The following is a 24,513-nucleotide window of genomic DNA, read 5'->3' on the forward strand; positions in this document are numbered from 1 at the left end:
ACCAGAAGAGGAAATCCATGACCGCCACGCCGCAAGCCAGTTTGTTTTCCGGCCTCAAGGTCCTCGACCTGGCCAGTTTCATTGCCGGGCCAGCCGCCACCACCATCCTGTCCGACTTCGGCGCCGACGTGATCAAGGTCGAGCCGCCAGGCCTGGGCGATCCCTACCGCTATTTCTACATGACTCCGCCCAATCCGGCCTGCGAGAGCAACTACGCATGGCAGCTCACCAACCGCAACAAACGCAGTATTGCGTTAGACCTGAAGTCGCCGGCCGCGCGCCGCGTGCTGCGCCGGCTGGTGAAGTGGGCCGATGTGCTGGTGACGAATTTCCCGCCCAAGGTGCGCAAGTCGCTCGGCCTGACATACGAGGAACTGGCTCCGCACAACGACCGCCTGATCTATGCCGACATCACCGGTTACGGCCTGGACGGCCCCGAAGCGGACAAGCCAGGTTTTGACGTCACCGCATACTGGGCGCGCACCGGACTGATGGACGTGACCCACGACGCCGACAGTCCGCCGACGCTGCCCATCCCCGGCATCGGTGACCACGCGACCGCAGTGACGCTGTACTCGGCGATCGTCACCGGGTTATACCGGCGCACGCTGACCGGCAAGGGCGGTCATGTAACAACCTCGCTGATCGCCGAGGGCGCGTGGGCGGCGGCAGCCTGGATCGAGGGCGCGCTGAACGGCGCCAAGTTCGTCGAGCAGCACGACCGCAAACGCCCGGCTAACGCGCTGCTCAATCCTTACCGCAGCTCTGACAACCGCTGGCTGCTGCTGGTGGCCGCGCAGGAAAAGGATTGGCCGGGTTTCGTGCAGGCGCTGAGCCTGCCGCAGCTGTCGGACGATCCGCGCTTTGCCACCAAGCAGCTGCGGGTGCAGCACGCCGCCGACCTGGTGGCGCTGCTCGATCCGGTCTTCGCCAGCCAGCCGCTGGCGCACTGGCGCACCGTGCTCGATCAGGGCCGCGTCATTTTCGGCGTGGTTCAAACCTTCGACGAAATCGTGCGCGATCCGCAGATGATCGCCAACGATATCCTGGTGCCGCTGGAAGGGCCATACGGCGAGGCCTCGCACACCGTCAACAGCCCGATGCGGCTGGTGGACGTCCCGAAGGTGACGCCGCGCCTGGCGCCGGAACTGGGCCAGCACAGCATCGAAGTCTTGCAGGAACTAGCCTTCAGCGCGGCCGAGATCGCCGAGCTGAAATCGTCCGGCGCCGTCGTGGCCAAGTCTTGACGGCCTCGCCGCAATCCAGCCCTCCACCATTCTTTTGATACGGATCCCGCCATGCCATCGAACGACCACACCCAGCGCTCGCCCAAACCCCTGCCGCCGGCCAACGGCGATTTCTACTCGGTCAGCCAGACCCTGAGCGACGACGACAACGCTATCCGGCTGAAGGTCCGCGCCTTCATGGAAAGCGAAGTACAGCCGATCATCAACGACTACTGGGCCAGGGATGCATTCCCGTTCGAGCTGCTGCCAAAAATGCAGAAGCTAGGCATCGGCGGCTTGCCTTACCAAGGTTACGGCTGTCCTGGCAAAAGCATGATGCTGATGGGCTTCGTCATGATGGAGATGGCGCGCGTCGACGCCTCCATCTCGACCTTCTTCGGCGTGCACACGGGACTGGCGATGGGATCGATCTTCCTGTGCGGATCGGAAGAACAAAAAGCCAAATGGCTGCCGCCGATGGCCGCGCTCGACAAGATCGGCTCGTTTGGACTGACCGAACCGGAAACCGGCTCCGGCACCGCCGGCGGCCTGCAAACGACGGCCAAGCGCGATGGCGACGGCTGGATCCTGAACGGCCAGAAAAAATGGATAGGCAACGCGACCTGGGGCCAGTTGACCATCATCTGGGCCCGCGATGTCGATGACAATCAGGTCAAGGGTTTCATCGTCGAAAACGACGCCGCCGGATTTTCGGTGGAAAAAATCGTCACCAAGATGGCGCTGCGCGTGGTCCAGAACGGTTTGATCACGCTGCGCGATTGCCGCGTCCCGGATTCCCAGCACCTGCAAGGTGCGAACTCGTTCAAGGATACCGCCAGCGTGCTGCGCATGAGCCGCGCGGCCGTGGCCTGGGAGTCGGTGGGCTGCGCCACCGGGGCTTACGAGCATGCATTGCGCTACGCCCAGAAGCGCGAGCAGTTCGGCAAGCCGATCGCATCGTTCCAGCTGATCCAGGATTTATTGTTCCGCATGCTGGGCAACATCACGTCGACGCAGGCGCTGTGCCTGCGCCTGTCGCAGCTGCAGGAGCAAGGCATCATGAAGGATGAGCACGCGTCGCTGGCCAAAGGCATCTGCACGGTGCGCATGCGCGAGACGGTCGGCTGGGCACGCGAATTGCTGGGCGCCAATGGCATCTTGCTCGAACATCATATCGGCCGTTTCGTCGCTGACGCCGAGGCGCTGTATTCCTACGAAGGCACGCGCGAAATGAACAGCCTGATCGTAGGCAAGGCCGTCACCGGCTTCAGCGCCTTCGTCTGACCCGGCGCGGAACCGTTGCCGGCGGATCGCGGTTGCCCCGCCTGTCTGCAGACGCCGGAGCGTATATGATAGTCGCCAACAGTCATGATTGAGCTATCCACGAAGCGCGGACGGCGGTTCCGCATTCCGCGGCCGGCACCGGAGACAGGAGAACAGGCGTGGCGGAAGTCAAATACATCGGCTCGACGGAGCGCATCTATCCGGTCTATAAGCTCATTCCGCTGACGGCGCACCTGGCCGCCAACGACATCACGGCTGAACAGGCGCTGGCCGGCTCCGGCATTACGACGGCCCACTTGAGCGATCCCTATTTCTTTATTTCGCGGCAACAGGTCACCACCGTGTTCGACAATTTCCTGCGCCTGGCGCCGGGCCGGACCAGCCCGCTGGAACTGGGCGCCTCCTTCCACCTCACCGACTACGGCTTTTACAGCTACGCCCTGCTCAGCAGCGCCACCGTACGCGACGCCGTCAATTTCGGCCTCACCTATAGGGAACTGGCCACGCCCATCGTCGACCTCGAGCTCGACGAATCGGGCGGCGACGCCGTCTGGATCATCCGCGCCCTGCCGGACTTTACGCTGCACGAAGCGATGGAACGCTTCGTGCAGGAATACCAGAGCGGCATCCTGCTGTCGCTGCATAAAAGCGTATCGGGCAACGCCTTCCGGCTGAGCTCTGCCAGTTTCGCGTTCAGCGCGCCAGCCGGGGCCGCCCATTATCACAGCGTGCTGAACTGCCCTATCGAGTTCGACGCTGCAAGCACCGAGCTGCGCTTTGACAAGGCCTGGCTGGAGCGGCGTCCGCTGGGCTCCCACGTCATCACCTTTCAACTGGTACAGGATGCCTGCCACGACATGCTGGACCGCATCGACGGCGGGCGCGGCGTCGTCGGCCAGATTTACCGGCACTTGCTGAGCCAGTCGGGTCAATTCGCCTCGCTGGAAGAAATGGCGGTCCGGCTCGGCCTGCATTCGCGCACGCTGCGGCGCAAGATCATCAGCGAAGGATCGACGTATCAGAAAATCGTCGATGAGGTGAAGTTCAAGCTGGCGACCACCTACCTGACGCGCACCGAGATGACCCATGAATCGATCTCGGAGCGGCTAGGCTTCAGCGACGCGTCAAGCTTCCGCCGCGCCTTCAAGCGCTGGGCGCATGTGTCGCCGAATGAATTCAGGAAGCGGCCATAGCGCAGCATCCAACTTTCAATCAATACGTAAACAAAATAAAACCCCAGCCAAATCAATGGCTGGGGTTTTATTGTCGACGGAATATCTTCTATTCCACTTCAGAACGGAATATCGTCATCCATGTCCGAGAAGTTCGGCGCCGGACGCGAAGCCGGGGCCTGGCGGGCCGGAGCCGCCGGCGCGCTGGTGTTTTGCTGGCGTGCCGGCGGCGCGCTGCTGTAGTCGCCGCCGTCCATGGGCGCGCTGCCGCCTGCACCCTGGCGGCTGCCCAGCATCTGCATGGTGTCGGCGATGATTTCGGTGGTGTAGCGCTCAGCGCCGTCCTTGTCCTGCCACTTGCGCGTCTGCAGGCGGCCTTCGACGTAGATCTGCGAACCTTTTTTCAGGTACTGGCCGGCGATCTCCGCCAGCTTGCGGTAGAAGGTGATGCGGTGCCACTCGGTTAATTCTTTTTTCTCGCCGCTATTCTTGTCTTTCCAGCTTTCCGTGGTGGCAACGGCAATGTTGGTGACCGCTTCGCCGTTCGGCATGTAGCGTGTTTCCGGGTCGCGGCCGAGATTGCCGACGATGATGACTTTGTTGACCGATGCCATGTGATGCTCTCCTAAATACGAATATCTTGAAAAAATGCCTTGGAAATCATGCCGCCGCGGTGGTGGCCGTCCGGCCACGGCGCGGCAGATTTTTCATGCTGGATGCGATTATAAGCCAGCCGAGGGTCGCTGCCCCTCCTAAAATGAAAACCGCAGGAGCGCCGGCATGCTGTTTAAGCAATCCGCCTAGGGCGCCGCCACAGAACAAACCCAAGGCCTGCATGGTGTTGTACACGCCCAGCGCGGCGCCCTTGGCGGCCGGCGGCGCAATGCGCGACACCAGCGACGGCTGGCTGGCTTCCAGCACGTTGAAAGCGATGAAAAAACCCAGCAGCAGCACGACCAGCCACTGCCAGTGGATAGTTGCCATGGAGAATGTCAGCAGCAAGCCGAGTTGCACCGCAAACAACAAAGCCACGGCAGCCACCATCACTTGCTTCATCTTGCCTTGCTTCTCGCCGGCAAATACCGGCGGCAGCATCAGCACGAACGAAGCCAGCACTACCGGCAGGTAGATTTTCCAGTGCGACTCCAGCGGCAGGCCGGCGTATTTGACCAGCGCCGCCGGCATCACCACGAACATCGCCATTTGCGTCATGTGCAAGGCGAATACCCCGTAATTGAGCCGCATCAGCTCGCCATTGCGCAGGATCTCCGACCAAGCCACGCGCCGCGCCTTGACCAGCGGCGCCGCAGGCACCAGCCACACCACCACGGCAATCGCTGCCACCGACAGGATGCCGGTCATGGCGAAAATGCCGCCCATGCCCACCCATTCGTACAGCAGCGGCGAAATGATCAGCGACAAGGCAAAGGTCAGGCCGATGGAGCCGCCGACCAAGGCCATGGCCTTGGTGCGGTGCTCTTCCCTGGTGGAATCGGCGATGAAAGCGGTTACCGCCGCCGAAATGGCGCCCGCGCCCTGTATTGCGCGGCCGATGATGACCCAGTAGATATTGCCGGCAGCGGCGGCGATGAAAGAGCCCAGTGCAAACAGGATCAGTCCGATGACGATGATTTTCTTGCGGCCGTATTTGTCGGAAGCGACGCCGAACGGAATCTGCCCGAACGATTGCGCCAGGCCGTAGATGCCCATGGCGAGGCCGACCAGCGCGGCGCTGTCGCCGCCGGGCAGGGTTTTGGCGTGCACCGCGAACACTGGCAGGATCAGGAACAGGCCCAGCATGCGCAAGGCAAATATCGACGCCAGGGCGCCGCTGGCCTTGACTTCCGCGCGGCTCATGCCGCTGCCGGCATCGTTATCGAGAGAGGAGGAAGAACTATTCATATGGGGCATTACCGGATGACGAGTTAAGGCTGCACAACGACGAAGATCGCAACCCGTTATAGTATCAGGGAACGGATTCTCCGTAACCCGCATGGATATTAGGTCTAAGCAAAATTTGTCTAATACCGACGCGGGTTATGGTGATTTATTTGCGGGGCTTAGCGTCTTGTTATCTGGCAAATATTAGACACGTTTCCATATTGGAGTGTGCATGACTAACCACCCTACAAGACTAGTGCCTTGTACGATGGAGGGTGACCATCTCATTACTCTGGCATAAATTGAGTGCTACGAATTTGCTACAGCAAATGACTCGAGGCATAACTGGAGCTGTGCTTCAGTCTCATTCCACGCCGTGAACTATAGGATGGATTTCGCTGAGCCTGACGCCCATTGTTTGGGCAATAGTTGAGTGAAGAATGGAGGCGGAATGTGTCTAATATTTGTTTGATAGTAAAACTCTATGCCCCGAAAACAAATCAACGTATTACGCATAGATATTAGACAAATTCCTCGTAGACCTGCCGACCCATGCTATCTGCGCGGCGCCTCTGATTTTCTAAGAACTTAACAACCCCTGTTATCTGCACGGTGTATTTAAGATCTTAGTAAGAACTGTTTGCGGCAACACAAATTTGTTCGCCTGGGCCGTTTTATTAAAGCTAGAGCGTGCCGGTATTTTATGACTGCGTCACAGGTGTTTTGGCTAAGTAGGTAAGTGGTCCGTTGGGACTTGTCTGCGCGATATACGCCGCACACCATCCCGCCCCCCACAATTGGTTAGTATTAAAGGGGCTATTTTCAGAGTCCCACACCCATGCTTTCACTTGTTGCGTTGGATCGGAGGGGAAGCTACCCGCATAGAGGGCGAGTCTACCTTGCTGTGCCCTGAACGGCGCATTGGTCGACCATTTAATCCAACATTGGCCGCGCTCCTCATAAAGCTTGATGTCCCAAGTGTAAGTGCCGGTTCCGGTTACTGGCGCTACTTCTGCAATTGAAGGGGAACTCATAATGTTTCCTTTTGAAGTTGTGTCATGTCTATATGGCTTTTAAAAATCGGCCCCGTTTATTAAAGTGGGTTCTGGCCTCCACTATTGCCTCATGCCGATAGCGTCAACATTAAAAAATAAGCGGTATCCGCAAGAGAATTCATTTTCTTTGTTGTAGAGTTGGAAACAGCTGACAATTTCGCTGCGGATGATATGCGTATAAGTTCAGAACGCATGCTCTTCGCCAATGAAGGTCCAAGCGTCGGGCCATCGAGATATGGTCCATCGCCAATTGGAAAAGTGACTGAATATAATGACATTAAATTTCCGCATGGAAACTTAATTCAATTTAGGCGACTTTTCTAACTTTGCAAGGACCGGCTTTTGTGACTACGCGGCAGTAGTGTTTCTTGGGATTTCGGGCGGCAGCGGGGGTCATCCATCGGGTAGCGTACATCTAGTCTTGACGCCCCTGATCCAAACAGCGCGATTCCTTCGGCCATTCCGCGAGGTGGCGTGAGCCCGCCTGAACAGGAGAAATTACTGCCGCCCATCACCCTCGGGCATCGGGCGTTGACCGAGGAAGCTCACCATGTCCTGAGCATGGCACTTGACGGCGAAGATTTTCGATACGATAATTGAGCATCCACTTACTCAATAGAAGATATCAGACTATGGCTCGTCCCTTGAGCGAGGAGAAGCGTGATGCCCTGCTTGAAGCTGCTTCAGACCTCATCGCCCAACTCGGCACTGGCGCCTCTACAGCGAAGATCGCCAAGGCCGCCGGCGTGTCTGAGGGGACGCTGTTTACCTACTTTCCGTCGAAGGATGATCTCCTGAATGATCTGTTCGTTGAGATAGAAGGTGAGCTTGCGGAGACGATGCTGGCGCCATACCCGATCGAGGCGTCAGCACGTGACCGACTGTTCATCGTTTGGAGTCGGCTGATTGAGTGGGGACTGAATCACTCCACGGTGCGCAAGGCGTTGCTCCAGTTGAAAGTGTCGGACCGCGTGACGGCGCAGAGCCGCCAGCGCTGCCACGCCATGTTCCTCGACTCCCGCTCGATGGTCGAACAGTGTCTCGCGGGACATGCTGCGCCTGAGCGGATCGCTTTCTACATAGACACGATTCTGTTCGAGCTGGCGGACATCACCATGAACGCCATTGCGGCCAAGCCGAAGGAGCGTGAAGCGATTCAACAGGCTGGGTTCGACCTCTTTTGGAAAGGCTCTGCAGCCTGATTTTTTTGTCAATTAAATGAGTATGTAATCACTCATATAGGAGTTTATATGTCAGATCACCAAGGTTTTACTGATACAGATGTTCCTGATCAGTCAGGGAAGTGTTTCATCGTCACAGGTGCTAATGCGGGCGTTGGGTTCGAGCTGTCCAGGGTGCTGGCCGCACAGGGCGCCCGCGTGCTGATGGGCTGTCGCGAACGGGGTCGGGCTGAGGAAGCCTTGGCGCACATCCAGCGGCTGACGCCGAACGCCGACCTCGCCTGGTTGCCGCTGGACCTGGGCGACATCGAGAGCGTGCGTGCGGCCGTCGCACAGGCGTCGAAGGAGCCTCGCATTGATGCCCTCATCAACAACGCGGGCGTCATGAACCCGCCCCTGACGCTCACCAAGCAGGGATTCGAATCGCAGTTCGGGGTCAACCATCTCGGCGTGTTCGCGCTGACCTCGTTGCTGCTGCCCAAGTTGGCCAAGGCGCCGGGCTCACGCATCGTTGTCACATCCAGCATCGCGCATTTGAAGGCGAAGATCGACTGGGACGATCTCAATGCCGAGCGCAGCTACTCGAAGACCGACCGCTATGGCGCGAGCAAGCTGGCGAACGCGCTGTTCTTCTTCGAACTGGACCGGCGCCTGCGTGCGAGCAACATTCCCGTCACGGCCGTTGGCGTCCACCCCGGCGTGGCAAGCACCAGCCTTGGCAGGCACATGGGGCTAGCTCAGTTGGCAGGTCCCATCGTCGGCCTGTTGCTCAACAGTGCGGCCAAGGGCGCATGGCCGGCCTTGCTGGGCGCGACTGGCCACGTGAAGCCAGGCGGCTATTACGGCCCAATCGGCTTCGGAGGGATCAGGGGCGTCGCCGGAGAAGCCAAGCGCGCACCGCAGGCGACTGACCACGTACTTGCCCAGCGGCTTTGGGATGTCTCCGTCGCCATGACGGGGATCGACCCCGGACTGCCTACCGTCTGACCGCGTTACCTCTCTCCACCCAAACCCACCGATCTAGGGCGTCGGACAATAAACGAAGGAAACTGACATGACTGCAAAATTTGGAGCCACATCTACGACCGACGATGTTCTTGCAAGACTGGACCTGAAAGGCAAACGAGTTCTCGTCACGGGTACGTCGTCTGGACTGGGCATCGAGACATCTCGGGTACTCGTTGCTCACGGGGCTTATGTTGTGGGTGCGGCGCGCGATCTCGACAAAGCATATGCAGCAACCGGAGTCGTGCGCGCGGCCGCCGCCACGAGCGGTGGTTTCGAACTAATCAAGGTCGATCTCGGATCACTCGCGAGCGTCAGGGCTTGTACCGATAAATTATTGTTGAGGGCCGAGCCGTTCGATGCAGTCATCGCGAATGCGGGCGTCATGGCAACACTGCACGGACATACGGCCGATGGCTTCGAGACTCATATTGGAACTAACCATTTAGGCCATTTTGTCCTGCTGAACCGACTCGCGCCGTTGCTGCTCGCAGGTTCACGCGTCGTTGTGTTGTCATCCAACGCTCACCGAATGAGCGACATTGATCTGGAAGACCTGAACTTTGAGCGGCGAGCTTATAACCCGGTAGTCGCCTATGGACAGTCGAAGACGGCTAATGCGCTTTTTGCCGTCGAGTTCGACCGACGCTACAAGGATCGGGGCGTCCGCGCTGTCGCGGTGCATCCAGGCGTGATCAATACAGGTCTCACCCGCCACGTTGACATCGAGATGCTGAAGGGCTGGATGGCAGGCATCAACGCAGCCCGTGCACAGCAGGGCCTATCACCGTTCGAACCGAAATCGGTTCCTCAAGGCGCGGCAACTTCGGTCTGGGCGGCTTTCACGGCCTCCAGCGACGAGATCGGTGGCAGGTACTGCGAGGATTGCCATGTCTCGATTGAGTTCAAAGCGCCGCAGGACGATGGCGTCTCGGAAGGCTATCGCTCCTACGCCCGGAATGCAGCACGAGCAGGCGAACTGTGGCGCAAGAGCGAAGACCTTGTCGGCGAGCGCTATTGACCAATTAGCTGACTGAGTCACGAATACGTACTCACGTCACTCAAGGCGCACGCCATGCCACCTTCCATCGCACTGAGCGTAGAGTGGTGACGGACGCGGGTTCGATTCCCGCTGCCTCCACCAATAATTCATTTAAAATCAATAGCTTAAAAATATAGCGCCGTCATTAATTGAGGTGTTTTGGGGCTGATTGGGCTCCAGAATGACAACGTAATGACAGCATTTTTTTTATGATTGATTTGAAATGCCATCTAAAGCTTCCCAAGCTGATCTAGTTTTCTATATATGGCGTAGCTTTGCAGCCGATTCCCGCTCCGCAACCAGTCCAGACCATCGCAGATCTTGTAAATACTAGAGACTGAAAAGACTACGAGGTCTGACGATGGCTTAAAAGGTCTTCATTTTCGCTCAAAATTTACCCGAACTTGAGAGCTGCATCCGGTGCATCTATCTCATGCAGCTATTGGCCTATCCAATATCGACGTTATTCTCTACTGTGGTTGAATCCCATTATGGAGAGTGACAATGAATACAACCGTAAGAATTGACGAAACAGGCGTGCCAGAGGTCATGAAACTGGTCGCAACAGAATGCCAGCGACCTGGCGCTGGGGAAGTGTGGATTGAACACACAGCGATCGGTGTCAATCCGCTTGATGTTAGCCAGCGCGCCGGTCAGGCACCGCTCAAGCAGCTTCCTTCTGCGCTGGGTCTAGAAGGTGTAGGCAAGATTGCCGCCATTGGTCCTGGCGTGAGCGGTTTCGAACTTGGTGAACGGGTGGGATATATGATGGGGCCGCTCGGTGCATACGCTACTGGTCGACTTTATCCGGCCGAGCGGCTGATCAAGTTGCCCGATTCGATCAACGACGACGATGCTGCCGCGCTACTGTTCAAGGGCATTACCGCCGAATATTTGCTGAACTCGGTATATCCCGTAGGTAAAGGATCACGCATCGTCGTCTATGGTGCCTCAGGGGCGGTCGGGCAATTGATGGTGCCCTGGGCCAAGCATCTGGGCGCGCAGGTAATTGGTGTGGTGTCCAAAGAAACCAGTGTTGAGCGCGCTCGCCGTGTCGGCTGCGATGAGGTACTTGTCTTTGATGCAAACACTTTGGCTGCCAGCGTGGCTGAAATTACACAAGGTAAAAAGGCAGATGTGGTGTATGACGGTGTCGGCCGTGCGTCTTTTGAGGCGTCGCTCAATAGCCTGCGTCCCCGCGGAATGATGGTCTCATTCGGCATGACCACCGGCGCACCGCTGCCAGTCGAGATTTCGACTCTGAATGCCAAGGGTTCCTTGTTCCTGACAAGGCCGTCACTGGCGATCTATACCGCCGATACGCAGGAATATCAGCAACGTGCAGCCAAGGTATTGCAGGCTCATGCAGATTCGGTGATCAAACCAGCCGTGCGGCACACCTACGCGCTGACTGATGTAGCCAAGGCACATGCGTTGCTGCAAGAAGGTAAGAGCGAGGGAGCGGTTATACTGCATCCTTGACCAAGCTGCACCGCGCCTTCACCCGTTCCGGCGTGGTGGCGGTGCAAATTCATGAATCCATTCGACAACAAGTACAGCGATCAGATTTCCGCCCTCCTGGCGCTATATGAGGGCGGATCGTTCGTGGCTGCCAGCAGAATTCTCCAACGCCACCCTACCATCATCTCCAAGCGCATTTCAGAGTTGGAATCACGGCTCGGCGTTAGGCTTGTAGAACGAACTACGCGGCAGATCCACTTCACCGAAGCGGGCCTGCTATACGTCCAGCGGGCGGAGTCGGCGCGGGCTGTATTAGTGCATGCCGACGAAGAGGTGTCGGCCACTGCTCTGCAGGCAAGCGGCACGTTAAGGCTTGCCCTGCCGGCGGCGATGGGACGGATGTGGCTTGCGCCCCTGATCGCAGAATTTGTTCAACGGCATCCGGCTGTGTCAGTGTATGCCGAATATTCCGACCGATTCGTGGACATCGTGACCGAAGGTTTCGACGCTGCGATCCGGATTGGCGAGCTTCCCGATAGTCGGCTCAAAGCCACCCGATTGTGTGAAAATCATCGAATTCTTTGTGCTTCACCGCACTATCTCAAACACCGCGACACTCCCCGCACGCCATCAGATCTCTGCAATCACAACTGCCTTGGCTTCACTGGCCTTTCCTCGTTCCCAACGTGGAAGCTATACAAGGGGGCACAAAAAGAAACCATCACCGTTCGCGGTACCCTAGTCAGTAACGACAACGAGGCATTGCTCGCCGCAGCATTGCAAGGTGTCGGCATCCTCGCCGGCGGTGATTGGTTGATGAGCCGAGATTTGGCTAGCGGACGCTTGGTGCATGTCCTCCCTGACTGGAAGCTGGATACCCGCTCTGGGGTCTACTTTGTCCGACCTTCGGCGCGACATGCGCCCGCCAAAACTAAGATGTTCAAACAATGGATCGAGAAAAAGCTTGTGCCGCATCAACCGTGGCGAGCAGAGAAAGAAAATGGTTGAAGGCAGCCTGTGCGCTCAGGATAAAAATCTTCAGTTGTGCGGATCAATGGTTCCTGTGAAATGCCTCGTAGATCCCCGCATAAACATTGGCTGCGCAAGGTAGTCAGAATAAACTCAAAAATCCCGACCCTGATATAGTATCAGGTTGATCCGTTTGATATGGCATGGCCGCGCCCGGCAGCGATTCCCGCCAAGGGCCCGCGGCAAGCCTTCCAGACGTGAAAATTGCAATTCCAACAAGCCAACACGGCCTTAAACTCACGCTGAAAGCTGTAAATGGAAGAGATCCGCATCCGGGGTGCGCGTACGCATAACCTCAAGAACATCAATCTGGATTTACCGCGCAACAAACTGATCGTGATCACCGGCCTGTCCGGCTCCGGCAAGTCGTCGCTGGCGTTTGACACGCTGTATGCGGAAGGCCAGCGGCGCTACGTCGAATCGCTGTCGTCCTACGCCAGGCAATTCCTGCAGCTGATGGAGAAGCCGGATGTCGACCTGATCGAAGGCCTGTCGCCGGCGATTTCGATCGAACAGAAAGCCACCTCGCACAATCCGCGCTCCACCGTCGGCACCGTGACCGAGATTCACGACTACCTGCGCCTGCTGTACGCGCGGGTCGGCACGCCGTATTGCCCGGACCATCCAGAGAAGCCGCTGGCGGCGCAATCCGTGTCGCAGATGGTCGATGCGGTGCTGGCGATGCCGGACGACACCAAGCTGATGATCCTGGCGCCGGTGGTGGCCAACCGCAAGGGCGAACACGTCGACCTGTTCGAACAGATGCAGGCCCAGGGTTTCGTGCGCTTCCGCATCCAGAGCGGCACCGGCACCGCCAAGATTTACGAAGTCGACGACCTGCCCAAGCTGAAGAAAACCGAGAAGCACACTATCGATGTGGTGATCGACCGCCTGAAAGTCAAAGCCGACACCAAGCAGCGCCTGGCGGAAAGCTTCGAGACCGCATTGCGGCTGGCCGAAGGCCGCGCGATTGCGCTGGAAATGGACAGCGGCACCGAACACATGTATTCCAACAAGTTCGCTTGCCCGATCTGCGGCTATTCGCTGCAGGAACTGGAGCCGCGCCTGTTCTCTTTCAACAATCCGATGGGCGCCTGCCCGGAATGCGACGGCCTGGGCCACATCGAATTTTTCGATCCGAAACGCATCGTCGCCTTCCCTAACCTGTCGCTGGCCAGCGGCGCGGTCAAGGGCTGGGACCGGCGCAACCAGTTCTATTTCCAGATGCTGACCAGCATCGCGGCGCACTACGATTTCGACATCGACGTGCCGTTTGAAAAACTGCCGGAAAAGGCCCAGCAAGCCGTGCTGTACGGCTCCGGCCGGGAAACCATTCCGTTCAGCTATGTCAACGAACGCGGCCGCACGGTGATCAAGGAACACACCTTTGAAGGCGTGGTCAACAACCTGCAGCGCCGTTATCGCGAAACCGACTCGATGGCGGTCAAGGAAGAGCTGGCCAAGTTCATCAACGAAAAAGAATGCCCGTCCTGCCACGGCGCGCGGCTGCGGGTCGAAGCACGCTTCGTCAAGGTCGGCAACGGCAAGCAGGAAAGAGCCATTTACGAAATCGCGGCGACGCCGCTGCGCGAAACCCTGGCGTTCTTTGAAAAGCTCAAGCTGACCGGCGCCAAGAAAGAAATCGCCGACCGCATCATCAAGGAAATCGTCTCGCGCCTGACCTTCCTGAATAATGTCGGCCTCGATTACCTGTCGCTGGAACGCAGCGCCGACACCTTGTCAGGCGGCGAAGCGCAACGGATCCGGCTGGCCTCGCAGATCGGCTCCGGCCTGACCGGCGTGATGTACGTGCTGGACGAACCGTCGATCGGTTTGCACCAGCGCGACAACGACCGCTTGATCGAAACCCTGCGCCACCTGCGCGACATCGGCAACAGCGTGCTGGTGGTGGAGCACGATGAAGATGCGATCCGCACTGCCGACTATGTGGTCGACATGGGCTTGGGCGCGGGCGTGCACGGCGGCGAGGTGATTGCCGAAGGCACGCTGGACCAGATCCTCAAGAACAAGAAGTCGCTGACCGCAAAATACCTGAACGGCACGCTCAAGATCGCGGTGCCGAAAACGCGTACGCCGGCCGACCCCGAGCGCCAGTTCATCATCACCGGCGCCACCGGCAACAACCTGAAAAACGTCACGATGAACCTGCCGGTCGGCTTGCTGACCTGCGTTACCGGCGTTTCCGGTTCGGGCAAATCGACTTTGGTCAACGATACGCTGTACCACGCCGCCGCACGCCACCTGTACGGCTCGCAAGCCGAGCCGGCGGCACACGAATCGATCGGCGGCCTGGAACATTTCGACAAGGTGATTTCGGTCGACCAGGCTCCTATCGGCCGCACACCGCGTTCCAATCCTGCGACTTACACCGGCTTGTTTACACCGATCCGCGACCTGTTCTCGACCGTGCCGATGGCCAAGGAACGCGGCTACAACGCCGGCCGTTTCTCGTTCAACGTCAAGGGCGGCCGCTGCGAAGCCTGCCAGGGCGACGGCGTGATCAAGGTCGAGATGCACTTCCTGCCAGACGTGTATGTGCCTTGCGATGTGTGCCACGGCAAGCGCTACAACCGTGAAACGCTGGAAGTGCATTACAAGGGCAAGAGCATCACCGAGGTGCTGGGCATGACGGTGGAAGAAGCCTATGAATTCTTCAAGCCGGTGCCGGTCATCGCCCGCAAGCTGCATACGCTGCTCGATGTCGGCCTCGGCTACATCCGCCTTGGCCAGAGCGCGACCACCTTGTCCGGCGGCGAAGCGCAGCGGGTCAAGCTGTCGCTGGAGCTGTCGAAACGCGACACCGGCCGCACCCTGTATATCCTGGACGAACCGACTACCGGCCTGCACTTCCATGACATCGACCTGCTGCTGAAGGTGATCCATCGCCTGCGCAACCAGGGCAATACCGTGGTCATCATCGAACACAACCTGGATGTCATCAAGACCGCGGACTGGCTGATCGACCTCGGGCCGGAAGGCGGCGCCGGCGGCGGCCGCATCATCGCTACCGGCACGCCGGAGCAGGTGGCGGCAAACCCGGCCAGCGTTACCGGCAAATACCTGGGACCTTTACTGCAAAAAAAATAAACAGCCATTTCATATCGACAGCGGCCTTGGCCTGGGTGCGGCAGCACCCAGGCCCGCGCTTCGCCAATGGATGCGATAAACGAGATAACCATGTCTACCCACACCACTCCGGCGCTGTCCGCAGCGCAAATCGACGCCTTTGAAAAAGACGGTTACCTGATCCTGCCGCGCATGGTGCCGGCGGCGGATTGCCAACTGATGATCGCCACCGCCAATGCACACCTGGAGCAGGCGATAGCGCCGCTGGAATACGAAGCCGAAGTCGGCTATGCCGGCGCGCCGAAGTCGCTCGACAGCGCCGGCGGCCGCACCGCGCGCCGCTTGCGCAATGCCTACCAGCGCCACGGCAGCTATCGCGCCTGGGCCAGCAATCCGCAACTGGTGGCCATGCTGGAACTGCTGCTCGGCGAGCCGGTATGCCTCACCTTGTCGCACCATAACTGCGTGATGACCAAGCACCCGCATTTCGGCACCGCCACCGGCTGGCATCGCGATATCCGCTACTGGTCGTTCCCGCGCAACGAGCTGATCTCGGTCTGGCTGGCGCTCGACAGCGAGAACCAGGACAACGGCGGCCTGCGCTTCATTCCCGGTTCGCACCGCTTCGACATCAAACCCGAGCAAATGGATGAGCTTGATTTCCTGCGCCCGGAAGTGGCGGCAAACCAGGCCTTGTTTGCGCAAGGGAAAGCAGTGGAACTGCAGCAGGGCGACGTGGTGTTTTTCCATAGCGGCCTGTTCCATGCCGCCGGACGGAACAATACCGAAGCGGTCAAGCAATCGGTGGTGTTTGCCTATCACGGGCAAAGCAACCAGCCGCTGCCCGGCAGCCGCTCCGCCGCTTCCGAAAATATCTTGCTGAGCCATTGAAGCTCGCCTTCAGCGTGCAGCCGCCATGCTGCGCATAGCCATCGTCGGCGGCGGCACCGCGGGAGCCGCCAGCGCCCTGTTCCTGGCCCGCGCCGGCCATCAGGTCACCTTGTTCGAACGCGTGGCGCAACCCACTGCGGTGGGCGCAGGCATCTTGCTGCAGCCGACCGGCATGCACGTGCTGGCGGCGCTCGGCCTGCTCGACACCATCCTTGAGCACGGCGCCCGCAACGACCGCCTGTTCGGCACCACGGCCGGCGGCCGCACCGTGCTGGATGTGCGCTATCGCCACCATGATCCGCAATCATTCGGCCTCGGCCTGCATCGCGGCGCCTTGTTTTCCGTGTTGTGGCAAGCGGTGCAGGCAGCGGGAATCGCAGTCCGCAGCGCGACCGACGTCATCCGCATCCAGCAGTCGGGCGGCAAGGCCTTGCTGTTTTCCCGCGACCCTGCGCCAGGCAGCATCGAGGCCCTCGCCGGCGAATTCGACTGCGCCGTCATCGCCGACGGCACCCGTTCGCAACTGCGGGCGGCGCTGGCGATTCCGCAAAAGGTCACGCCTTATCCCTGGGGTGCGTTGTGGGCGCTGGTGCCTGACGATGGCTTGACCCAAGGCGGGCTGCGCCAATGGTTCCGCCATGCGCACCAGATGCTGGGCCTGATGCCTACCGGCTTTGCGTATCGGCAAATGGAAAGGCCGATACTCAGCCTGTTCTGGAGCCTGCGCGCGGACCGCCTGCAGCATTGGCAGGAGCATGGGCTGGAGACGTGGAAGAAATCGGTGCTGGAACTGGCTCCGGTTGCCACGGTCCTGCAACATATACAAAGCCCGGAGCAGCTGACCTTTGCGCGTTATGCCGATGTGCAGATGCGGCACTGGCATGATGCGCGGGTAGTCTGCATCGGCGACTGCGCCCACGCCACCAGCCCGCAGCTGGGGCAAGGCGCCAACCTGGCGCTGGTCGATGCGATGACGCTGGCCGCCTGTTTTGCCGAGGCGCCGGTGGTGGAGCAAGCGCTGGCCCTGTATTCGCAGCGGCGGCGCGCGCATTTGCGTTATTACCAGGGCGCCAGCAAGCTGTTGACGCCCTTTTTCCAGTCCGATTCGCGCATCGCCAGCACCTTGCGCGATATCGCCCTGGGCCCGTTGTGCAGCATGCCCGTCGCGCGCCAGCAGATGGCGATGACGCTCAGCGGCAGCAAGACCGGCTGGTTGTTCGGCAAGCTGCGGCAACCGAAGTAGCTATCGCTGCCTCGGCCGCCGTCAGGCCGGGTGCAGGTGGCGCGCTCTCACCAGCGCTTCCGATTTGCGCTTTTGCAGCCAGATGGCGATGCCGGTAATCATGAACAATAGCGGCAGGAAACCGAGGAAGGCGACCAGCATCTTGCCCGGCAAGCCCATTATCTGGCCGGTATGCAAACCGTATTGCACGCCGATGAAGGTATCGCCGGCCGAACCTTTCAAGGGATCCAGCGAGCGCAGCACACGGCCGTCGGCGGCGTCGATAAATACCCGTACGCTGCCGCTGTCCTGGATATCGTCCGGCTTGCGCAGGCGGACCTGGTAAATGCCGTGTTTTTCGTCACGCGCGATGCGCGCCGGGGTGGCAAGCGGCAGGCTGGCTTGCGCCGAAGCCAGCGCCTGTTGCCAGCTGATCTGCCGCTTGTTCTCGGTAGCCAGCGATTTGGCGACTTCCTTGGGCGGCGGCGTCAGCGGCGACAGGCTGGAGACCAGCGGACGGGCAACGTCCGGCAGGTTCATCACGGCGCCGGTAAACGCGGTAATCACCAGCAGCACCCCGGCAACCAGGCCGACCGTACGATGCAAGTCATACATCAGGCGAAAACTGCCGGCGCCGCGCTTGATCGACAGCGCCTTGCCCCAGCCCTTGCGATGCCTGGGCCAGGCCAGCGCGAAGCCGATCAGCAGCGTCGCCAGCCATAACAGGCCGAGGCTGCCGGAAATGATGGCGCCGGGCTTGTCCAGCAGCAGGTAGCGATGCAGGCGGAACAGGAAAGGCATGAGGTTTTGCGGCGCCAGGCTGACCGCCTTGGTATTGCGCTCGCCGACCACGGCCGCCGTGACCGGATCGATAAACACCGTATCCACCGCCAGCTCGTCGCTCGGCTTGCGCGGCCGCAGTTTTGCCTCGAGCGGCGCGCCAACGTCCGGCCCCATCGAGAAAAAGGCCAGCCGCGCGTGCGGGTAATCTTGCTCGACCCGGGTCACCAAGGCATCGATCGGCTGCCGGTTGCCGCTGGGGCCGAGATGGTAGAACTGCGGATTGAGCCAGGCGTCGATGTCGTCGTTGAACGCCAGCGCGGCGCCGGTCAGGCCTGCCATGACAATATACAAAGACAGCAGCAAGCCGCTGTAGCGGTGCAGCTTGACCAGCCAATGACGTATTTCTTTTTTCACAATCACAAACCCGCTTACTCAAAGTCAAAGTTCGTATTGTAAATGTCGATTGAATGAGAATGGGTATTATTTCAAAAATCTTCGTCGCTGTTCTGGCTGGCGCTGCTCCAGGCTTGCAGCAAACGCCCTTCGGCGCGAGAGATGGCGTCGGCGGCGCCGCGCAAGACAACGATGTCTCCTGCCTGCAACACTGCTTCCGGCGTCGGCGCAATGCCGCTGCGGCCGCGCCGCAAGGCGGCGATCTCGGCGCCCATTTCCGGCAAGCCTAGCCAGGCCAGCGAGCGGCCGATGGCGCGCGCGCCTTCCGGCAAAGCCACCGAGTGCAGGCGCACCTGCAGGTGGTCGGCGGTATCCTGCGCATCGTCGATGCCGTGGAAAAACCCGCGCAGCGCGGCATAACGTTCGTCGCGCGTCGCCTGTACCCGGTGCACCACCCGGCGCAAGGGCACACCCAGCATGACCAGCGCGTGCGAGGCCAGCATCAGGCTGCCCTCCAGCGCTTCCGGCACCACTTCAGTGGCGCCGGCGGCGCGCAGCTGGTCGAGATCGGTGTCGTCGTAGCTGCGGACGATCACCGGCAGGGCCGGCGCCAGTTCGCTTACATGGTGCAATACCTTCAAGGCCGAGGGTGTGCTGGCGTAGGTGATCACCAGGGCGGCGGCGCGATGCACGCCGGCCGCCACCAGGCTTTCGCGGCGCGAAGCGTCGCCATAGGAGACATGCGCGCCGGCCGAGCGGGCGTCGCGCACGCGGTCGGGGTCGAGATCGAGCGCATGGTAATCGATGCCCTCTTCTTCCAGCAGCTTGGCCAGGCTCTGGCCGCTGCGGCCGAAGCCGGCAATGATCACGTGCTTCTTGGTGGCCATGGTGCGCGTCGCGATCTGGGTCAGGGCCAGCGACTGCATCATCCATTCGCTGGAAGACAGTTTCATCACGATGGCGTCGGATTTGGCCAGGATGAATGGCGCCGCCAGCATCGACAGCACCATCGACGCCAGGATCAGCTGGATCAGCAAGGGATCGACCAGCTGCAGGCCGCCGGCCTGGTTCAGCAGCACGAAGCCGAACTCCCCTGCCTGCGCCAGCGCCAGGCCGGTGCGCAACGCGACGCCGGTGGATGAGCGAAAGATTTTCGCCAGCGCCGCGATCAGCACGAACTTGAGGAACACCGGGCCGATCAGCAGCAGCAATACCAGCCACCAGTGTTCAATCACCAGGCGCAGGTTGAGCAGCATGCCGACGGTGATGAAGAACAGCCCCAGCAGCACGTCCCGGAACGATTTGATGTCTTCTTCCACCTGGTGCTTGTATTCGGTTTCCGAAATCAGCATGCCGGCAATGAACGCGCCCAGCGCCAGCGACAGGCCGGCGCGCTCGGTAATCCAGGCCGCGGCCAGCGTGATCAGCAGCAGGTTCAGCATGAACAGCTCCTGCGAACGGCGCCGCACCACGATCTGGAACCAGCGCCGCATCAGCTTCTGGCCGAAGAACAGCAGCAGCGCCAGCACCAGCACCGCCTTGCCGCTGGCCCAGGCCAGCGTCGCCAGCAGGTTGCCGTTATGCTCGGCCAGGGCCGGCACCACGATCAGCAAAGGCACCAGCGCCAGGTCCTGGAACAGCAGGATGCCGATGATGCGGCGGCCGTGCTCGCTTTCCAGCTCCATGCGTTCAGTCAGCAGCTTGGACACGATAGCCGTGGAAGACATGGTCAGCGCGCCGCCCAGGGCGAATGCGGCCTGCCAGCTGATATTGGTGAGCTGCGGCAGGATGACCGCCATCAGCCAGCTGAACAGCATGGTGGCGCCGATGGTCAATCCAACCTGCGCCATGCCCAGGCCGAACACGATATGCCGCATCGCCGTCAGTTTCGGCAGCGAAAACTCGAGGCCGATCGAAAACATCAGGAACACCACGCCGAATTCCGCCAGCGCGTGGGTGGTGGCGTTGTCTTCGGCAAAACCCAGCGCATGCGGGCCGATCAGGATGCCCACCGCCAGGTAGCCCAGCATCGGCGGCAAATGAAAGCTGCGAAAAGCCACCACGCCCAGTACGGCGGAGCCAAGCAGCAAGATTGTCAGTTCTAGTCCGGTAAGCATCATTAGGGATTAATTAAATCAATATCAACATTATGTTGCAGCAACGCTAATACGGGCCGAACTAAAGACAGATTAATTGAAGCCGATCGAGACTGGCAAGTTTTTTGCTTTAGGATTTCGTTTATACTTTCGGGATGAGTCTAACCGATACCAAAATTTTGTCCCAAACCCTGCCCAAGCCATTCGACGCCGGCCGTGCGCTGAAACTTGCTCGCAGCACCCTGCAAATCGAAGCCGATGCCATCATCGCCCTGAAGAACCGGATTTCCGACGACGTCAACGATCCTTTTGCCCAGGCGATTGCCTTGCTGCTCAATTGCAGCGGCCGGGTGGTTGTGTCGGGAATAGGAAAATCCGGCCATATCGCCCGCAAGATCGCCGCCACATTGGCTTCTACCGGCACTCCTGCCCTGTTCATCCATCCAGCCGAAGCGGCGCACGGCGACCTCGGCATGGTGACCGAGGACGATGCGTTCATCGCCATTTCGAATTCCGGCGAAACCGCCGAGCTGATGGCGATCGTGCCGATCATCAAGCGCATGGGCGCCAGCCTGATCGCGATGACCGGCAACCAGGACTCGGCGCTGGCGCAACTGGCCAATGTGCACCTGGATGTCAGGGTCGACCAGGAAGCCTGTCCGCTGAACCTGGCGCCGACCGCCAGCACCACCGCGACGCTGGCGATGGGCGACGCCCTGGCGGTGGCGCTGCTGGACGCGCGCGGCTTCCGCGAAGAAGATTTCGCCCGTTCCCATCCCGGCGGCGCGCTCGGACGGCGCCTGCTGACCCATGTGCGCGACGTCATGCGCAGCGGCGAAGCGATTCCGGCGGTGACCGCGGACGTATCGCTGTCGCTGGCGCTGCTGGAAATCACCCGCAAGGGCATCGCCATGACCGCCGTGGTGGATGAAAAATTCCATGCCATCGGCGTCTTTACCGATGGCGACCTGCGCCGGCTGATCGAACAGGTGCAGGATTTCACCAAGCTCACGATCGCCGACGTCATGCACGCCAACCCGCGCTCCATCGGCCCGGACCAGCTGGCGGTCGACGCGGTGCACATGATGGAGCAATTCCGCATCAACCAGCTGCTGGTCACCGACGCCGCCGGCATGCTGGTCGGCGCGCTGCATATCCATGACCTGACACGCGCCAAGGTAATCTGATGAATATCCAGGCCAAGCACGGCGAGACTGCCGATCTGACAGCGCGCGCAGCGCGGGTGCGCCTGATGATTTTCGACGTCGACGGCATCCTGACCGACGGCGGCCTGCTGTACGGCGCCGACGGCGAACAGCTCAAGCGCTTTAACGCGCTCGACGGCCACGGCATCAAGCAGCTGCAGCAGAGCGGCGTCGCCACCGCCATCATCAGCGCGCGGCAGTCGGCGATTGTCAGCCGCCGCGCCGGCGACCTCGGCATCGCCCACGTGCAGCAGGGCGTGCATGACAAGCATGCGGCGTTTGTCAGATTGCTCGCACAGCTGGGACTGGCGCCGGATGCCTGCGGCTTTATCGGCGACGATGTGATCGACTTGCCGATCCTGTCGCAGGTCGGCCTTGCGGTCAGCGTTCCCAACGGCCATCCCGATGTCCGCAGCCGCGTCCACTATGTCACCCAGGCCGGCGGCGGCCACGGCGCCGCGCGTGAGATCTGCGACCTGATCATGCAAGCGCAAAATACCTACGCAGCGACGCTGGCGTCGTACCTGCGCACCACACCGCAGGGCATTGCATGAAAAACCTGCGCTCCACCTACCGCTTTCGCTTCCTGCTGCTGCTGATATTGTTCATCTTGCTGGCGCTCGGCAGTTTCTGGCTGGTGCAGGTGATGCACCAGAATACCGAAGACCTGCTGCCGAAAGCGGCGCGCACCGAACCCGATTATTTCGTCGAGCATTTCAATTACGTGCAGATGTCGCCCACCGGGCAGCCGCGCTACAACATTTCCGGCGACCGGCTGACCCATAATCCAGGCGACGATTCGTTCGATGTGCAAAAGCCGCTGATCCACAGCCTGGACAAGGAAAAGCCGCCGATGAACCTGCGCGCCGACCGCGGCAAGATCGAAGACAACAACAGCAAGGTGCATCTGTACGGCGACGTCAATGCGGACCGGCCGAAGACGCCGCAGGCCGACAATTTCCACCTGAAATCCGAATACCTGCTGCTGCTGCCCGACGACGACGTCATGCAGTCCGACAAACCGGTGGAGCTCACGCTGGGACAATCGGTATTGCATGGCACCGGCATGGATTTCAATAATTCCACGCGTGTACTGAAACTGTTCAGCAAGGTCCACGGCGTGTTTCCGCCCAAACCTCGCTGATCCAGGCAAACAGGCCATTTTATGCACACCGTTCTATCCTTTACCCAGGATTTTTCATGAAACGAATATTTTTCATATCCCTGCTGTTGCTTAGCGCCATAGGCGTGGCGCATGCAGAAAAAGCAGACTCCGAAAAACCGACGCTGATCGATTCCGACCAGCTCACCTATGACGACGTCAAGCAGGTCAATGTCGCTACCGGCAACGTGGTGCTGACGCGCGGTACGCTGCTGATGAAAGCCGACCGCGTGGTGGTGACTACCGATCCGTCCGGCTACCAGTTCGCCACCCTGTACGCAGATCCCGGCAAGCTCGCTACGTTCAAGCAAAAACGCGACGGCGGCCCGGACCTGTGGATCGACGGCCATGCCGAACGTATCGAATACGACGGCAAGACTGAAATCACCAAGCTGTTTTCCAAGGCGCAGATGCGCCGCCTGCAAGGCGACAAGCCGACCGACGAAGTGAACGGCGAATTCATTTCCTATGACAGCCGCACCGAATTCTATTCGGTCAACAATACCGTCAACGGCAATAGCCAGGCTGGCGCCGGACGCATACGCGCCGTCATCCAGCCGCGCCCGAAAGCTCCGCAATGACCGCTCCCAGCACCCTGATCGTCAAAGGCCTGCAGAAAAGCTACGGCGCGCGCCAGGTAGTCCACGATGTGTCGCTGACAGTGCATTGCGGCGAAGTGGTCGGCCTGCTGGGCCCCAACGGCGCCGGCAAGACTACCTCGTTCTACATGATCGTCGGCCTGGTGCCGTCGGACGGCGGCGAGATCGACCTCGACGGCGTCGACATTTCGCGCTTGCCTATCCACCGGCGCGCGGTGCTCGGCCTGTCGTACCTGCCGCAAGAGGCATCGGTGTTCCGCAAGCTGACGGTGGAAGACAATATCCGCGCCGTGCTGGAACTGCAGCGTCCCAACGGCAAGCCGCTCACCAAGGCTCAAATCGACGAGCAGCTGCAGAAGCTGCTGCACGAACTGCAAATCGAAAAGCTGCGTGAAAACCAGGCGCTGTCGTTGTCGGGCGGTGAACGCCGGCGGGTCGAAATCGCCCGCGCGCTGGCCACCAATCCCCGCTTCGTCCTGCTGGATGAACCGTTTGCCGGGATCGACCCGATCGCCGTGATCGAGATCCAGCGCATCGTCCGCTTCCTCAAGGAACGCGGCATAGGCGTGCTGATCACCGACCACAATGTGCGCGAAACACTAGGCATCTGCGATCGCGCCTACATCATCAACCAGGGCAGCGTGCTGGCCAGCGGCAGTCCGGACGACATCATCGCCGACGAGTCGGTGCGGCGCGTATACCTGGGCGAGCATTTCCGCATGTAGCTTCATCGAGACAT

General features: G+C 60.2%; 20 protein-coding genes. 16 read left to right on the forward strand and 4 right to left on the reverse strand.

Annotated elements, in window-relative coordinates:
* The first annotated feature begins 17 nt into the window (after window positions 1–17).
* From AC07RZ_RS11185 to AC07RZ_RS11195, 3 genes are all read left to right on the forward strand, one after another.
* Window positions 18–1,247, forward strand: a complete 1,230-nt coding sequence (locus AC07RZ_RS11185; RefSeq protein ID WP_494667978.1) for a CaiB/BaiF CoA transferase family protein — start codon at window positions 18–20, stop codon at window positions 1,245–1,247.
* Between the two features lie 51 nt (window positions 1,248–1,298).
* Window positions 1,299–2,510, forward strand: coding sequence for an acyl-CoA dehydrogenase family protein (locus AC07RZ_RS11190; RefSeq protein ID WP_494667979.1), 1,212 nt, complete (start codon window positions 1,299–1,301; stop codon window positions 2,508–2,510).
* Between the two features lie 158 nt (window positions 2,511–2,668).
* Window positions 2,669–3,703 (forward strand): AraC family transcriptional regulator, encoded by a 1,035-nt coding sequence (locus AC07RZ_RS11195; RefSeq protein ID WP_494667980.1) that lies wholly within the window; start codon window positions 2,669–2,671, stop codon window positions 3,701–3,703.
* A 98-nt stretch (window positions 3,704–3,801) separates the two neighbouring features.
* Here the strand turns inward: AC07RZ_RS11195 and ssb are convergent, their stop codons facing one another.
* Both ssb and AC07RZ_RS11205 read right to left on the reverse strand, forming a co-directional pair.
* Window positions 3,802–4,296, reverse strand: coding sequence for a single-stranded DNA-binding protein (gene ssb, locus AC07RZ_RS11200; RefSeq protein ID WP_092394553.1), 495 nt, complete (start codon window positions 4,294–4,296; stop codon window positions 3,802–3,804).
* Between the two features lie 46 nt (window positions 4,297–4,342).
* Complete coding sequence (locus tag AC07RZ_RS11205; protein ID WP_494667981.1) at window positions 4,343–5,593, reverse strand: MFS transporter; 1,251 nt, start codon at window positions 5,591–5,593, stop codon at window positions 4,343–4,345.
* A gap of 1,669 nt (window positions 5,594–7,262) precedes the next feature.
* Here AC07RZ_RS11205 and AC07RZ_RS11210 point away from each other — a divergent pair.
* The 8 genes from AC07RZ_RS11210 (at window position 7,263) to AC07RZ_RS11245 (ending at window position 17,557) form a co-directional block, all read left to right on the forward strand.
* A complete protein-coding gene (locus AC07RZ_RS11210) occupies window positions 7,263–7,820 on the forward strand; it encodes a TetR/AcrR family transcriptional regulator (RefSeq protein ID WP_494667982.1) in 558 nt (185 codons plus the stop codon).
* 48 nt (window positions 7,821–7,868) lie between these two features.
* The gene (locus AC07RZ_RS11215) at window positions 7,869–8,786 is read left to right on the forward strand and encodes an oxidoreductase (RefSeq protein WP_494667983.1); all 918 of its coding nucleotides are present in this window, start codon (window positions 7,869–7,871) and stop codon (window positions 8,784–8,786) included.
* A 67-nt stretch (window positions 8,787–8,853) separates the two neighbouring features.
* Window positions 8,854–9,825, forward strand: a complete 972-nt coding sequence (locus tag AC07RZ_RS11220) for an SDR family NAD(P)-dependent oxidoreductase (protein ID WP_494667984.1) — start codon at window positions 8,854–8,856, stop codon at window positions 9,823–9,825.
* 525 nt (window positions 9,826–10,350) lie between these two features.
* The gene (locus tag AC07RZ_RS11225; RefSeq protein WP_494667985.1) at window positions 10,351–11,328 is read left to right on the forward strand and encodes a quinone oxidoreductase family protein; all 978 of its coding nucleotides are present in this window, start codon (window positions 10,351–10,353) and stop codon (window positions 11,326–11,328) included.
* Between the two features lie 51 nt (window positions 11,329–11,379).
* A complete protein-coding gene (locus tag AC07RZ_RS11230; protein WP_494667986.1) occupies window positions 11,380–12,315 on the forward strand; it encodes a LysR family transcriptional regulator in 936 nt (311 codons plus the stop codon).
* 276 nt (window positions 12,316–12,591) lie between these two features.
* Window positions 12,592–15,444 (forward strand): excinuclease ABC subunit UvrA, encoded by a 2,853-nt coding sequence (gene uvrA / locus AC07RZ_RS11235; RefSeq protein ID WP_494667987.1) that lies wholly within the window; start codon window positions 12,592–12,594, stop codon window positions 15,442–15,444.
* A gap of 90 nt (window positions 15,445–15,534) precedes the next feature.
* A complete protein-coding gene (locus AC07RZ_RS11240; RefSeq protein WP_144740109.1) occupies window positions 15,535–16,314 on the forward strand; it encodes a phytanoyl-CoA dioxygenase family protein in 780 nt (259 codons plus the stop codon).
* A 25-nt stretch (window positions 16,315–16,339) separates the two neighbouring features.
* Window positions 16,340–17,557, forward strand: coding sequence for an FAD-dependent oxidoreductase (locus tag AC07RZ_RS11245; RefSeq protein ID WP_494667988.1), 1,218 nt, complete (start codon window positions 16,340–16,342; stop codon window positions 17,555–17,557).
* 21 nt (window positions 17,558–17,578) lie between these two features.
* On the opposite strand, the gene AC07RZ_RS11250 is transcribed toward AC07RZ_RS11245, so the two are convergent.
* Window positions 17,579–18,733 carry a PepSY-associated TM helix domain-containing protein gene (locus tag AC07RZ_RS11250; RefSeq protein WP_494667989.1) on the reverse strand — a complete coding sequence of 385 codons (1,155 nt, stop codon included), beginning with the start codon at window positions 18,731–18,733 and terminating at the stop codon, window positions 17,579–17,581.
* Window positions 18,734–18,804: 71 nt separating this feature from the next.
* A complete protein-coding gene (locus AC07RZ_RS11255) occupies window positions 18,805–20,829 on the reverse strand; it encodes a monovalent cation:proton antiporter family protein (RefSeq protein ID WP_494668021.1) in 2,025 nt (674 codons plus the stop codon).
* Window positions 20,830–20,963: 134 nt separating this feature from the next.
* Between AC07RZ_RS11255 and AC07RZ_RS11260 the strand changes: the two genes are divergently transcribed.
* The 5 genes from AC07RZ_RS11260 to lptB are packed head-to-tail and all read left to right on the forward strand — an operon-like array spanning window position 20,964 to window position 24,499.
* Window positions 20,964–21,995: a KpsF/GutQ family sugar-phosphate isomerase gene (locus AC07RZ_RS11260; protein ID WP_494667990.1), complete on the forward strand. Its 1,032-nt coding sequence runs from the start codon at window positions 20,964–20,966 to the stop codon at window positions 21,993–21,995.
* Window positions 21,995–22,567 carry a KdsC family phosphatase gene (locus AC07RZ_RS11265; protein ID WP_494667991.1) on the forward strand — a complete coding sequence of 191 codons (573 nt, stop codon included), beginning with the start codon at window positions 21,995–21,997 and terminating at the stop codon, window positions 22,565–22,567. Before AC07RZ_RS11260 ends, AC07RZ_RS11265 begins: the two co-directional genes overlap by 1 nt.
* Window positions 22,564–23,157, forward strand: coding sequence for an LPS export ABC transporter periplasmic protein LptC (gene lptC, locus AC07RZ_RS11270; protein WP_092394529.1), 594 nt, complete (start codon window positions 22,564–22,566; stop codon window positions 23,155–23,157). Before AC07RZ_RS11265 ends, lptC begins: the two co-directional genes overlap by 4 nt.
* A gap of 56 nt (window positions 23,158–23,213) precedes the next feature.
* Window positions 23,214–23,756 carry a lipopolysaccharide transport periplasmic protein LptA gene (gene lptA, locus AC07RZ_RS11275; protein WP_144740124.1) on the forward strand — a complete coding sequence of 181 codons (543 nt, stop codon included), beginning with the start codon at window positions 23,214–23,216 and terminating at the stop codon, window positions 23,754–23,756.
* Window positions 23,753–24,499: an LPS export ABC transporter ATP-binding protein gene (gene lptB, locus AC07RZ_RS11280; protein ID WP_144740127.1), complete on the forward strand. Its 747-nt coding sequence runs from the start codon at window positions 23,753–23,755 to the stop codon at window positions 24,497–24,499. The genes lptA and lptB overlap by 4 nt, the downstream gene beginning before the upstream one ends.
* Window positions 24,500–24,513 lie beyond the last annotated feature (14 nt).

It is taken from the genome of Collimonas sp. GW821-FHT07E08 (genome assembly GCF_059418905.1).